This is a genomic window from Companilactobacillus formosensis (assembly GCF_005405305.1).
Taxonomy (GTDB): Bacteria; Bacillota; Bacilli; order Lactobacillales; family Lactobacillaceae; genus Companilactobacillus; species Companilactobacillus formosensis.
Genome location: NZ_BJDU01000002.1, coordinates 137,334 through 150,904, shown reverse-complemented (window position 1 = coordinate 150,904; position 13,571 = coordinate 137,334). Strand labels below are relative to the sequence as shown.

The 13,571-nt window shown below is 34.6% G+C and carries 17 protein-coding genes; 4 read left to right on the top strand and 13 right to left on the bottom strand.

Annotated elements, in window-relative coordinates:
• Nucleotides 1-275: 275 nt before the first annotated feature.
• Complete coding sequence (locus tag FFM65_RS03055; RefSeq protein ID WP_245954222.1) at nt 276-1,562, top strand: N-acetylmuramoyl-L-alanine amidase family protein; 1,287 nt, start codon at nt 276-278, stop codon at nt 1,560-1,562.
• Between the two features lie 22 nt (nt 1,563-1,584).
• Here FFM65_RS03055 and FFM65_RS03050 read toward each other — a convergent pair whose 3' ends face one another.
• The 10 genes from FFM65_RS03050 to FFM65_RS12075 form a co-directional block, all read right to left on the bottom strand.
• The gene (locus FFM65_RS03050; RefSeq protein WP_119317638.1) at nt 1,585-3,000 is read right to left on the bottom strand and encodes an MFS transporter; all 1,416 of its coding nucleotides are present in this window, start codon (nt 2,998-3,000) and stop codon (nt 1,585-1,587) included.
• Nucleotides 3,001-3,092: 92 nt separating this feature from the next.
• On the bottom strand, nt 3,093-3,491 hold the full coding sequence (locus FFM65_RS03045) for a hypothetical protein (RefSeq protein ID WP_119317639.1): 399 nt from the start codon (nt 3,489-3,491) through the stop codon (nt 3,093-3,095).
• 44 nt (nt 3,492-3,535) lie between these two features.
• A complete protein-coding gene (locus FFM65_RS03040; protein ID WP_119317640.1) occupies nt 3,536-4,159 on the bottom strand; it encodes an HAD-IA family hydrolase in 624 nt (207 codons plus the stop codon).
• Between the two features lies 1 nt (nt 4,160).
• Complete coding sequence (gene dtd / locus FFM65_RS03035; RefSeq protein WP_119317641.1) at nt 4,161-4,598, bottom strand: D-aminoacyl-tRNA deacylase; 438 nt, start codon at nt 4,596-4,598, stop codon at nt 4,161-4,163.
• Nucleotides 4,598-6,829 carry a RelA/SpoT family protein gene (locus FFM65_RS03030; RefSeq protein WP_119317642.1) on the bottom strand — a complete coding sequence of 744 codons (2,232 nt, stop codon included), beginning with the start codon at nt 6,827-6,829 and terminating at the stop codon, nt 4,598-4,600. The genes dtd and FFM65_RS03030 overlap by 1 nt, the downstream gene beginning before the upstream one ends.
• Nucleotides 6,830-6,917: 88 nt before the next feature.
• Complete coding sequence (locus tag FFM65_RS03025) at nt 6,918-7,256, bottom strand: hypothetical protein (protein ID WP_059075121.1); 339 nt, start codon at nt 7,254-7,256, stop codon at nt 6,918-6,920.
• A gap of 10 nt (nt 7,257-7,266) precedes the next feature.
• Nucleotides 7,267-8,016, bottom strand: a complete 750-nt coding sequence (locus FFM65_RS03020; RefSeq protein ID WP_119317643.1) for an RsmE family RNA methyltransferase — start codon at nt 8,014-8,016, stop codon at nt 7,267-7,269.
• Nucleotides 7,997-8,914, bottom strand: a complete 918-nt coding sequence (gene prmA / locus FFM65_RS03015; RefSeq protein ID WP_119317644.1) for a 50S ribosomal protein L11 methyltransferase — start codon at nt 8,912-8,914, stop codon at nt 7,997-7,999. Before prmA ends, FFM65_RS03020 begins: the two co-directional genes overlap by 20 nt.
• A 64-nt stretch (nt 8,915-8,978) precedes the next feature.
• Nucleotides 8,979-9,380: a hypothetical protein gene (locus FFM65_RS03010; protein WP_119317645.1), complete on the bottom strand. Its 402-nt coding sequence runs from the start codon at nt 9,378-9,380 to the stop codon at nt 8,979-8,981.
• 101 nt (nt 9,381-9,481) lie between these two features.
• Complete coding sequence (locus FFM65_RS12075) at nt 9,482-9,655, bottom strand: hypothetical protein (protein WP_010019713.1); 174 nt, start codon at nt 9,653-9,655, stop codon at nt 9,482-9,484.
• Between the two features lie 324 nt (nt 9,656-9,979).
• Between FFM65_RS12075 and FFM65_RS03005 the strand changes: the two genes are divergently transcribed.
• On the top strand, nt 9,980-10,486 hold the full coding sequence (locus tag FFM65_RS03005; RefSeq protein WP_119317646.1) for an aminoacyl-tRNA deacylase: 507 nt from the start codon (nt 9,980-9,982) through the stop codon (nt 10,484-10,486).
• 47 nt (nt 10,487-10,533) lie between these two features.
• On the opposite strand, the gene FFM65_RS12255 is transcribed toward FFM65_RS03005, so the two are convergent.
• Nucleotides 10,534-10,665, bottom strand: coding sequence for a hypothetical protein (locus FFM65_RS12255; protein WP_255311475.1), 132 nt, complete (start codon nt 10,663-10,665; stop codon nt 10,534-10,536).
• A 156-nt stretch (nt 10,666-10,821) separates the two neighbouring features.
• On the opposite strand from FFM65_RS12255, the gene FFM65_RS03000 reads away from it, so the two are divergent.
• The gene (locus tag FFM65_RS03000; RefSeq protein ID WP_057816109.1) at nt 10,822-11,001 is read left to right on the top strand and encodes a hypothetical protein; all 180 of its coding nucleotides are present in this window, start codon (nt 10,822-10,824) and stop codon (nt 10,999-11,001) included.
• 35 nt (nt 11,002-11,036) lie between these two features.
• On the opposite strand, the gene FFM65_RS12070 is transcribed toward FFM65_RS03000, so the two are convergent.
• On the bottom strand, nt 11,037-11,210 hold the full coding sequence (locus FFM65_RS12070) for a hypothetical protein (protein ID WP_157060474.1): 174 nt from the start codon (nt 11,208-11,210) through the stop codon (nt 11,037-11,039).
• A gap of 94 nt (nt 11,211-11,304) precedes the next feature.
• On the opposite strand from FFM65_RS12070, the gene FFM65_RS02995 reads away from it, so the two are divergent.
• Nucleotides 11,305-12,525, top strand: a complete 1,221-nt coding sequence (locus FFM65_RS02995; RefSeq protein WP_119317647.1) for a M20/M25/M40 family metallo-hydrolase — start codon at nt 11,305-11,307, stop codon at nt 12,523-12,525.
• 208 nt (nt 12,526-12,733) lie between these two features.
• Here the strand turns inward: FFM65_RS02995 and FFM65_RS02990 are convergent, their stop codons facing one another.
• On the bottom strand, nt 12,734-13,297 hold the full coding sequence (locus tag FFM65_RS02990) for a helix-turn-helix transcriptional regulator (RefSeq protein ID WP_162897900.1): 564 nt from the start codon (nt 13,295-13,297) through the stop codon (nt 12,734-12,736).
• Nucleotides 13,298-13,571: the final 274 nt, after the last annotated feature.

The following is a 13,571-nucleotide window of genomic DNA, read 5'->3' as shown; positions in this document are numbered from 1 at the left end:
TTTTGTTGCTGCAGTTAACGCCTGCCAAACGATTTAGTAACGTCACACAAATAATTGTCATCTGTTCTCAGCAGCCAGACTCTCTGTAAAACAATCTCATTTGATTTGCAATATACATATAAACTACCAAAAACATGAGAAATGTCAAGTTTTGGGAATAAAATATCATTATATTCTTTCAAGTTGAACTATTATTCAGTAAAATAAAGATATACAACCGTCAGTAATTAGACAGCAAAGGAATCAGTCAAATGAAAAAAATAAAAACTTTTTTTATGAAGAACCGGATTCTTCTTGCCATTTTGTTATTACTCGCCTTGTCTAGTTGGTCGACAGTGGCTTTAGCAAGTGCCAATGCTGTTGTCGTTCAGTCTGACTCCGTTAATGTTCGTGTTGGTCCTGGTCTTTCCTACGCTAACATGGGCCAAGTTAAAAAAGGTGACAAATTAGCCATCTTAGACGAAAAAAATAAATGGTATCAAGTAAGATTATCTGGAGATAAAATTGGCTGGGTCGCCAGCTGGTTGATCGACAATACTGAAGTAAGTTCGGCAACCAATAAAGTTGGAATCGTCAAGGTTCCCAATACGACTGTCTTCAAGAGTGCCGATGCCAATAGTGACGTCTTAGGTACAATTGAGCAATCGCAAAAGGTCACGATCATGTATCAAGAACAAGATTGGACACAGATTTTGTATAGTGGTACTGCTGGTTGGGTCAAATCAAGCTTTATCCAAGGTACTGATAAAACTTCGGGTTCAACTAACGCTTCTAGTTCTGCTAATTCATCCGACAATGATATTAAGAAAGTTACCGTTACCCAACCTAATACCAAGTTAAGAATCGAACCTAATCAAAATGGTCGTGTTGTAAAAACTGCTAAAGTCGGTAAACAATTTGATTATCTTGGTAAAGACGGCAAGTGGTATAAAGTTCGTGACTCCGATGGTTCAGTTGGATACGTAGCTAGCTGGGTTGTAACTATTTCTGGTACTAAGAGTGCCGTCAAATCTGCTGCCACAAATATTTCTGAAGCCACGATCGTAATTGATCCTGGACACGGTGGCGATGATTCTGGTGCTGAATCTAAGAAGAACACTTACGAAAAGAACTTTACCCTCGCCTATGCTAAAGCTATCAAGCAACAACTCGAAAAAACTGGTGCTCGAGTAGTCTTAACTAGATCAGGCGATGATAGTAAGTCACTTGGTCAAAGAGCTCGTTTGTCAAGTAAGATTCAAGCTGATGCATTTATCAGTTTACACTTCGATTCCAGTGCCCAAGCAAATGCCGGTTCTGGTTTGACAACCTACTACTACAACAAAAATAAAGATGGCGAATTGGCCGATGACTTAAATAGTCAATTAAAGAGCCTGGCTATTGGCAACCGTGGTACTGCTCAAAAAGACCTTTACGTCTTGCATTACAACAGTCAACCATCTGTCTTGATCGAATTAGGTTATATCAATTCTAAATCTGATTATAAGTACATCAGTTCAGCTAAATACAAACAACAAGTTGCAACTGACGTAACCAATGGTTTAAAAGAATATTTCAAATAAAAAAGAAGTTCTGAGTAAGATTTTATTTCTTACTTAGAACTTCTTTTTTATCTATTCTATGAATTGAATAAACTAAAACAATTGCTAAAATCAACAAACCTAGGGCTGTCAAATAAGCAAAATGCATCCCATTTAAAAACCAACTCGGATGATTCGTTGGATAATACGCAATCTGTTTGCCAGCTTTAAAACTCATTCCTGAATACAAACTAGTCGTTGCTATACTGACACCGATACCCATCCCAAGATTTCTAAACAAGGCAGCTAAACTACCGGCAATTCCTTGATATTCCTGAGGTGCATAACCCATGATCATTGGATTATTTTGGAAGCCACCATTTCCTACTCCTAAGAACAATAACATGAACGTAAAGATTACTAAACTCTCTTTGCCAGATATCAAAGTCAAGAAAACGATTGGTATCGCATAGACGAACAAGTTAAAGATTGAAACGCTGGCCGCATTGTATTTATCCGTAAAATAACCAGCAATTGGAGCAGCAATCACATTAGCAAATGGAATTGCCATCATGATCAAGCCTGTCAATGAAGTACTCAATGACCGGAAATTAGTCAAATAAAACGGCATAATCACGTTAGCGTAATAACCAATTGAAAAGACGATCAGAGCACTTACCAAGCTCAAAGTTAAACGAGATATCTTGAATATTTTCAAGTTAATCAAAGGTTCCTCTTTATGCTTTTCAACATAGAAGAAGATTGCCCAAAAGATTAAACTGACTACCAAAATCAACCAAACATTCTTATTGCCAAAACCAATATCTTGTCCCATAAAGATACTGATAAAGAACGTGGCAATTGCTATCGAATACGTAACTAAGCCGGTCCAATCGTAAGCAATCGCCTTAGAACGACGTGCTTCTTTTGGAAACATGAATCGTCCATAAATATAAACAATAATTCCAATTGGAATATTAATAATAAAAATCCAATGCCACGATAAAACTCCTAAAATCAAGCCCCCCAAGCCTGGCCCAGAAATATTACCTAATTGAGCAATAATACTGTTGATTCCATAAGCACGCCCACGTTGATGCATTGGAAAAATCATTGCAATGATTCCAATATTTGTAGCCATACTCATACTAGCTCCTAAACCTTGTACGACTCGTCCTATTAACAATAAATACAAACTAGGACTCAAAGCACAGATCAACGATCCCAAGGTAAAGAAAATCGTTCCTGTCTGAAAAATTTTAATATATCCGATTTGATCTGCCATTCTTCCCCAAAATAATAGCAGCATACAAATCATAATCAAATAGACTGACACAATCCATTCGGCTCGGTTCATTGGTACATGTAAGTCTTTTGTTAAACTAGGTATCGCCACATTGACGATCGAAGCATCCAATAATTGCATGAACGACATGAAACTGGTCGCAAAGAGTGTCAAAATATTATGTTTGCTTTTCATAAAAATTTGCCTCTCTCTTAAAAAATACATTTTCAATACTAAACTTTTCTAGATACTTTAAGCAAATTTAATCCGAAAAAAAAGCGCTGAAATTAATCAGCACTTACTGGATGGATACAAGTGGACAAAACGCCACGAATATTTTGTAAATCGTCCTTTTCCAATTTGTCGGAGTCTCTAATTGTCTTGATCAAGCCATGTAAAGTTGTTTTGTCGACATCTTTAGTCATATCAAGTCCATAACCATTCTGGTGCAAGAAATAATCCAATACAGCAACAGTAGTTACTTCGTTATCTGTTTCAAAGATATCATCAACAATCATCGTACAGACCAAATGTGTGGCATACCATTGCAAATCTTCAAATTGATTCAAAAAGTTTAGATTACTTTGCAGACGTTTCTCGCTTAAAGTAATTTCTTCACTTTCATTAATTGCTAAATGTATCGCTACAATTTGATCATAAGTTAGTTTTACTAGTTTATTATCCATTTATTTTCCTCAATTATTCTTATAAGGTCATAATCATATCACATTTAGATAATTTGTTCGATCTCAGTAATATCGCTAACCTTATGTTCATATTCAAAATCAACCTTTTCAGAATTAAAAAGAATTGTATGTGCACCAACGCTTTGACCAAAATCGACATCAATTTTTCGATCACCTATGACCCACAAGTCGTCTTTATTTAAACCGTACTTCTCAATTAAATAATTCAGCATCTCTGGATCTGGTTTTCTCTTATGACCATCTTCGACACTGATAATTTCCTTAAAAAAGTGTTCAATGCCAAGTGTTTTAGCTAAGTCATAAATCGATTGGTCACGATGCGTAATAATAAATTGCATGTAATGCTTATTGTCACAGTACTTTAATTCTTTTAAAACGTGCGGTATCAAAGTTATTTTGTCATGATATTCTTTTTCATAACGATAATAAGAAGCATAAAAAACTTTGACTGCCTGCTCAACGTCATCTTGATCCCCTAATAACTCTGTTACAAATTTACGAACAGAAGTCTTTTTAGATTCTTTAAAAATTGTATCCTTTGATAAACTAATGCCAAAATTTTCTCGAAGGGATTTTTGTGTCGCCGAGACGATCCCTGGATAACTGTTGGCAATCGTATCATCAAAGTCCCAAACAATACTTTTCATCTTATCTCTCCATTAAAATAGTTACTGGTCCGTCATTGGTTAATGATACTTGCATATCAGCCCCAAATTCGCCAGTTTCAACAGTTAAATCGTATCCCCTTAGCAATTCATTAAAATGATCATATTTTCGACTAGAAGCTTCAAAATTACCTGCTCCTGTGAAACTAGGACGGTTCCCATGCTTTGTATCAGCATACAAAGTAAATTGCGAAATAGATAGAATTTTTCCATTGACATCTTTAATTGATAAATTCATTTTATCATCGGCATCGGAAAAAATGCGCATGTTGGCAATCTTACGTGCCATATACTCGAGTGTTTCTTCAGTATCCTCATCGGCAAAAGCTACTAACAAACAAAGACCTTGATCAATTTGACCAAGTGCCTTTTCGTCAACAGAAACTTTAGCTTCTGATACTCGTTGTATTACTACTTTCATTAAGCGACCGTCCTCTTTATTTCATATACATTAGGAATATTTTTCAATTTGGAAATAATACTATCCAAATGTTCCTTATTATTAACACCAATACTTACGTGAATGATAGCCATCTTTTCTTTATCCAAACGACCGATAACATTGTTTAACGTATTTGTATTCGAATTAATTACTTGCAAAACTTCATTGATCAAACCATTACGATTGAATGCATAAACGTCCAATTCTGCAGTATAACGCTTTTCTTTAGTAACATTGTCCCAGCTGACATCGATAAAACGACGCTTAGCTTCTTCACTTTGAACATTAGGACAATCAGCTCGATGAATAGTCAAACCGCGACCTTTAGTAATATAGCCGACAATCTTATCTCCAGGAATTGGATTGCAACATTTTGCCAAGCGAATTAATAAATTATCGATTCCTTGAACAGAAATACTGTTGTTGCCGTTATTACGTTCCTTCTTTAACTTAGGACTATCAACTTTCGTTTGTGGTGTTTCTTCTGTGTCAGTAATTACTTGTTCTTCAAGCTCTTTTTTCTCAGCTTCTTTTTTACGATCAGGATCTTCACTGACCAGTTTGTGGACCACGTTGATTGGTGAAAGTTCTCCGTAACCGACTGCATTGAACAATTCATCTGTATCCGTAAAGTTAAAAATCTTCATAGCAATTTCTAGATGCTTTTTATCAAGATATTTTTTACTTGATAATGAACGATTCTTAAATTCATTTTCAACTGCTTCACGACCTAAAACAATGTTTTCTTCACGGTCTTTAGTTCTGAAATAACGCTTAATCTTATTTCTAGCTCTAGATGTGAAGACAACGTTGACCCAGTCACGGCTTGGTTGAGAATTAGAATTCGTCAACATTTCGACGATATCGCCATTTTTTAATTGATAATTCAAAGGTACCATTCTGCCATTGATTTTGGCACCAATTGAATGGTTACCAACTTCAGTGTGGACTTGGTAGGCAAAATCCAGTGTCACAGCACCCTTTGGCAATTCGATAACTTCGCCTTGGGGAGTAAAGACGTAAACACGATCATTGAAGATTTCACCTTTGACCGATTTCATGAAATCAGAAGCATTGTCAGAATTCTCCTGTAATTCCAAGATTTCACGGAAGACGTCAATTTTTTGCTCGTTGTCATCTAAATGGACTCCTTCAAAATTACCTTCCTTATAAGCCCAGTGAGCGGCAACACCATATTCAGCAACTCGATGCATCTCAAAAGTTCTAATCTGAACTTCTAGTGGTTGACCACCAGGTCCGATGATGGTCGTATGCAATGATTGATAGCCATTGGCCTTTGGTACAGCAATGTAATCTTTGAAACGACCAGGGATTGGCTTCCACTTGGAGTGAATTGAACCAAGAACGGCATAGCAATCTTTGACAGAATCGACCACGATCCGAATAGCTAACAAATCATACAATTCGGAAAATTGCTTATGCTTGTCACGCATCTTCTTATAAATTGAATAAATATGCTTAGGACGACCATAAATATCATATTTGATTCCTAAAGCATCAACATTTTTCTTAATATAATCGATGGCTTCAGCAATGTAAGCCTCACGTTGATCACGTTTGCTATTCATCAAATGAACAATGCGGTAATACTGTTGTGGATTGATGTAATGCAGTGATAGATCCTCTAATTCCCATTTGATCTTACTGATACCTAAACGATCAGCCAATGGTGCATAGATTTCCAAAGTTTCATTAGCAATCCGACGTTGCTTATCTGGTCTTAAAGCTTTCAAAGTCCGCATATTGTGCAATCTATCAGCTAATTTGACCATGATGACACGTAGGTCTTTCGCTGTAGCTAACAACATTTTACGATGATTTTCAGCTAATAACTCCTGATGTGAATGGTATTTATACTTGCTAATCTTTGTGACACCGTCAACGATCGTTGCCACTTGATCACCAAATAATTCTTTGACGTCTCCCAAAGTAACATTGGTATCTTCAACCACATCGTGTAAATAACCGGCAGCAACAGTGTATGGGTCCATATGTAACGAGGCCAAAATTTGAGCTACTTGTGTAGGATGAATTATGTATGGTTCACCCGTAGCGCGTTTTTGTTCTTTATGTACGTAAGCTGCAAAATTATAAGCTTTATTCACAAACTCAACGTGTTCATCATTCATATAACCACGACAAATATCTAATACTTGTTCTGGTGTATAGTCCATATTATTTTTTTTCATAGAAATACTCACCCCGTTACAATAAAAAGCACTCAATGAGTGCTTCTCTTTACTTACTATTATGCTTACTTTAGCAAAATTTTACCATTTATTTTTCTTTTTCAAATAAGAAATAAATTAAAATACTTAAAACTAAATAAATTCCTGCCAAAAAGTAACCATATCGTCCATATTTAACAAAGACACTGATCACGAAGATAACCGGAAAAATGACTAAATTATAAAAAGATAATTCATATTTTCTCGAGAACCAACCGATGAAGCCAGCAAATAAGATATTAATGACGAAGAATAACCAGACTATGCGGTTAGTTCTTCCTAAATGGAAAAGATTAAATAGTATTGGCATAATGAATACCAATATGATTGAGATTAATGCAATATAAGTTGTTTTTGATTTTTCAACTTTGTTCCAAATATTTTTCACGATTCGTTCCTCATTTTACCGTTAATTCATACTTATATGATAGCACTGATAAGAAGTACATGGGGGCTGTTTCAGCTCGCATGATTCTTGGTCCTAAACCAACCGACAAAAAGTCATTTTGATTCAAATAATCAATTTCATCTGGTGCAAAGCCACCTTCGGGTCCAAATGCACATAAAGTCGACTTAGGATTTTGGGCTAAGGTCTGAGCCAAAAGACTGATTTCACCTTGTTTAGCAGATTCTTCATAAGCCACTAAATTAGTTTCCTTTTTATAATCAACTAAATCCTTTAAAGAATTTAAATAGATGACTTCTGGAATTACTCGGCGTTTTGATTGTTGGGCCGCATTTTTAGCAATTTCTTGCAAACGAGCAACTTTCTTTTCAATGACATTCTTCTTCCAATTCATAATTGAATACTTAGATGAGAAGAAAATAATCGTTTTAGCACCTAATTCAGTTGATTTTTGTGTGATCCATTCAATTTTATCTTTCTTAGATAATGAACAAGCAATCGTTACGTCAATTGGCAATTCTGTACTTGCCCAATCCAATAGTTTCAAGTCAACTTGAAATTGTTTTTCTTCAGCGTCAACCTTTGTAATCGTTGCTTCAAACAATTTTTCACTCGGATCGACCAAATAAATCACATCACCCGTATTGTGACGTAAAACTTTGATGGCATGACGAAATATTTCTTGGTCATCAATTATTAAATTATTAGTAGTAATTTCTTGTTTAACGAAGTATTGCTCCATCTTCTGCCTCGAACTCTTCTTTTCTTCTACAAATTAAGGTTGACCAGCCTTTCAAATGGAAGGCTTCTAGGACAACAAAGCCGATTTTTTCCATCTGTTCGGTGATCAATGCTTCCTTTTCATTAATAATACCAGATAAGACAACAAAACCGTTTTTATTTAAATGACGATCGATATCTGGGATAAATTGTTGAATCACATCGGCCAAAATATTTGCGACGATGACGTCAACTTTACCATCGACTCCATCCAAAAGTGAATTTTCAAATACTTCAATATCTTCACAACCAGGATTCAATTTAATATTCTCTTTAGCAGCTGAAACTGCTTCTGGATCAAGGTCAAAAGCTTTTATATCTTTAACACCTAATTGACGAGCTTGGATAGAAAGAATTCCGGAACCAGTACCAACGTCATACAAAGAATCTGCATCACCTAGAATCAATTCCAAAGCTTGCATACAAGAATAGGTCGTAGGATGAGTCCCAGTACCAAATGATTTACCTGGATCCATCACGATAATGTGTTCATCAGGGTAACTAGGTTGATAGTCGACCCAATTAGGAACAACTGTCAAATAACGGCTGATTTTAACTGGGTGATAATATTGTTTCCATTCATTTTCCCAACTACTGTCATCGAGTTCACTAACTGAAACTTCCACACCAGTAATATCAAACCCAAATTCAGGTAATTTTTTCAATTGAGTTTTCAAATTATTTAAAATTGCTTCATTATAATTGTTTTCATCAAAATAAGAATTGATCTTTGTTTTGATTGATTGATCTTCGTCATCGACCATTTCAGTACCATTGGCACCGACGCGCATAAAGACATCCGAAATAATTTCAGGATCGAAATCATTAGGAATAGCAACGGTTATTTTTTTCCAAATCATAGACGTTCCTCCATTATTAATAAGATTACTAAAATTATGGCATAAAAAAAAGACGTTACCGCCTTTATTTGATGAAAAAGTTAATCGAATTGATAAATTCTGTTTGACGTTCCTTAATTCGAGATTGAGCTAACTCTAAACTGCCGTGATCGACCGTCTCACTTTCCGGATCCATACAACTGATTGCCCCAATCAAATCCAAAAAGTAATCGTTAAGTTTTTCAGCCACTAAACTATTTTCTAATTTGTACTTAGCTAAATACGAATTACACAACTGAATAAATTGTTTGATATTTCGAATATAATTATCAATCAAACGTCCATAAGTTTCATAACGAAGTGCCTCACCACGCTCAATAATTTTGATTGTCTTCAAATATTCTGAAAAAACCTCATTGTAAGTTACGAATCTTTCTAACAAAACGTTAGTCTCCAAAATACGATATTTACTTGTCATTGCAGTCATAATGCAACACCCCATTTCTTTTTTTAATACTATATCATACGTTTTAAGTTATGAATAGCATTAGTTTAAAATAATGTTAAAAACAATAAAAAAAGAACAATCTATTTATCTTTAGATTGTTCCTTAGTATCAACGACCTTTTTTCGTAAAGATTCATTATTTTTAAATAATTTCTGAGCCTCAGACAATTTTTTAGGACTATTCTTAATTTCTTGAGAAATTTTACTAAAATCATTCTCGGCAGGATCTTCTTGACGTTTCTTAAAAAGACTCATGTTAATCGCTCCTTATCCTGTTGTAACGCTCATTATTATATAACAACCGTGCTTAAGATACTTAAAAATAAATTATTTTTTAATGCCAAAGAGTAATTTACTTTTAAAAAGTGGTAGCTTTGTTATTATATATTAAGTATTAGGTCTTTTTATATTCTGATTGGTGTAATATGTCGTCCTCCATAACAAAAAAATTTGGCTGGAACAATTTGGAATAAACAATAAGAAACGTTATCTAATTGGCAGTGAACATTGGGACGAAGGACGGAAATTTAGCACTAACAAAAATTAGAAAGACCAGTTTTAGGGATTGGTGACATAAAAATGAGCAAGAAAAAGAAGATTCAAAAAACGTTAGTCGAAAAGATTCTCGACAAAGAGAAAGTAACTTATAAACCTATGACTTTTGAAACAGAAGCCGATGGCGATACCCAAGAATTAGTTACTGATAAAAATTCCCGCGATGGCTACAAGATTTATAAGACGCTTGTATTGACTGGTAATAAGACTGGTCCTTTAGTTGGTATGTTGCCTTTAGACAAACATTTGAGCTACAAGAAACTAGCCAAAATATCTGGCAATAAAAAGGTCGGCATGGTTCCATTAAAAGATCTAGTCAAAACTAGTGGTTTTGAGCACGGTGCAAATAGTCCAGTTGGAATCCACTCACTACACAACTATCCAATTTACTTCTCAAAAGAAGCTGATGAGGCTGAAAAAATTATCGTTTCAGCGGGTAAAATTGGACAATCTTTATTGATTGAACCACATGAATTGGCTAAAGTTGTTAATGCATCATTTGGTGACTTTGCAGTTGACAATCCAGAATAAAAAAAGAATCCCAATGAATTTAATCATTGAGATTCCTATTTCTTTTATTATGCAGCTTTATTCTTTAAATTATTGATAGCTTGTTCAATGGTTGTACCGTTACCAAAGTTATTACTGTCTTTAATATCAACTGCTGTGAATAATTGATTTTTAAGATCTAACATAATTCTATACTTCATAATTATTCACACCTCCTTTATGTTCCGTGTATCTAAGAGGTAGCGATTAGATATATACTATTAGATATATCACCTAAAGTCAATGAAAATGTATTTAGCTTGACAATGGCACAGTTATGAATAAAAATTAAATCACAAATAAAAAAGGAGAATTCGATGAACAACATTTGGAAATACGTTTTGGGCTTTTTTATTGCCCTTCTATTATTCTCAATCTTTATCCATGTCATACTTCCTTTGGTCGTGATCTTAGCAATCATCGGTGGTATCTACTATCTATACAAGAGACACCAAAAGAACAAGTACACTCCTGAGGGTCGTAAAAAAGTAAATTAAATGACAAAACCACTGACAATATCCGTCAGTGGTTTTTATTTGCTTGGCTTATCGATATCGGCCGTCGCAGAAATCAATAAGAGGACTCCCCCAGCTACAGCCGCAGAAATTAAATTACTTTTGCTGAACCAATTAAATATGAATCCTAAAACTGCCACAACCAACAATAAAACCCCAAGCCAGCGGTCAATCTTCATCAATAAATTCATCTCATACAACCTTTCATTATTAATTTCACCCAAAAAATATTAGAATAGGGAGTAAAGCTTTTTTAATTATTATACATTATCTCGGAGGGTAAAAATGGACAAAGCACAAAGACTCAGTATTTTAGATGATTTAATCAAATTGCAAACTGTAAATGGTGATGAGGAAAAAGTAGCCAATTATCTAAAGGATCTTTTAGATAAACATGGTATTGAAACTGAATTGAACAAATATGACGACAATCGTTTCAATTTGATTGCTAACATCAAAAAAGGCGACGGTCCAATCTTAGGTTTAACTGGTCACGCTGATGTTGTTTCAACTGTAAACGATGATGAATGGAATTATGGTCCATTTAATCCCAAACACATCGACGGAAAAATCTTCGGTCGTGGTTCATCTGATATGAAAGGTGGACTAGCTGGTATGGCCATCGCTATGATTGAATTAAACGAAGATCCTGACTTTACTGGCAATCTACGTTTCCTAGTTACTGTTGGTGAAGAGATCGGTGAACTAGGTGCTGCTAAATTAGCTAAAGAAGGTTACGTTGATGACGTCAAAGCCATCGTTGTCGGTGAACCAAGTAACTCAACTTCTCGTTTAGCTATGGAACAATTAGTTCACGCTGGCTTAATTGAACTTAACGGTCAAAAGCCAGAAACACGTATGGCAGCTTTTTGTGCCCACAAAGGTTCAGTAACTTACAAAGTAATTTCTCGTGGTCGTGCAGCTCACAGCTCAATGCCAGAAATGGGAATCAACGCTTTGGACAACTTAGTTACTTACTTCAATAAGCAAAAAGAATACTTCACAGATTTAGTTAAACTGGAAGACGACGTTTTAGGTTCGACAAAACCTTCAGTTACAGTTATGAACGGTGGTAATCAAGAAAATACCATCCCTGATTACGCTGAATTGACTGCTAAGATTAGAACAATTCCTGAATGCACAAATGACAAAGTAATTGCTGATCTCCAAGACTTGATCGACAAATTAAATCAAGCTGATCCTAGAATGAAATTGGAACTCAAAGTTTTGAGCAGCAATTTACCTGTTAAGACTGAACTTGACTCTGACTTTATTAAATTAGTTAAAGCTAGTTACAAAGATGTGCTCGATGTAAACATCGCAGCTGTCGGTGCTCCCGGTGGTACTGATGCTTCACAATTTGTCCAAGCTAACCCTGATTTGGATGTTGTAGTCGCAGGCCCTGGTAATGAAAGTGCTCATCAAGTTAACGAGTTTGTTTTCGAAGACGACTACTTGAAGTACATTGATATTTATAAGACTATGGCTCGTCGCTTTTTTGCTTAGATTTTAATGATAAGTAAAATAATTAGAATAAGTAAAAAAAAACAATATGAAATTTACTTTAAAAATTAGTAGATAAATCAAAATTAAGAGCATCAATCAGTAAATTATTTAGGATTGCTGATTGATGCTCTTTGATTTAACTAAAGTATATATTTCGTCTACTCTGACCAAAAACTTGAATAAGAACTAGTTATTATTTTTTTTGAATTCAGTAAAATATCCGCATAATAAGTAAAACTATACCTGAAAGAATCAGCGTAATTATTATTGACCCAAATACCAATAACAATTCCATTTTCCAATAACCCTGACGATTTTTCTCTTTAAAATCAGAACTAAGTTCATGTCCTTCATCAAAAGCTAGAATTTCTTGATAAGTTTTCAAATCATTATCTTTCTTAATACTATCTACTTTGAAAGCCGCAACGATGCTAATTATTAATAGCGTCGCTGCCACCATCAGTCCACCATATGAAAAAATATATGCGGCTGGTATTCCGACAACAATCCCTAAAAATAAGAATAATAACATTACCCTCGTCCATAAATTCATATCATGTTTACTTAATTCTCGTTTCATAATATCAATATCTCCCTTTACTAAGGTATCCAAAGAAATATCAAATAATGCACTTAAAATAAGCAAACTTTCCAACGTTGGATAACTACGATCATTCTCCCAATTAGAAATCGTTTGTCTGGATACATAAACTTTCTCAGCTAACTCCTCTTGGGAAAAATTCTTCTGTTTTCGATATTTTTTAATCTGCATACAAAGTTTCACTATTCTCATCTCCTCAACATCAATATTAATTTATGTCCTCAAAAATAAGTATCAAATGTATTTTACATGAATTGAATTAGTTAAACTATAACGGCGTTACAATTTTTACCAAACTTATACCCTATTGTTTCTCCAGTCTCAGTCAGAATATTTAATTCATCAAGAGCTGCAGAAAAAATCTCATTGTCCATAATATTGGATTTCCTATATTTCTATATGTACTTTATTTTTTTATAACAATATGGAACTCACTATTAAATAA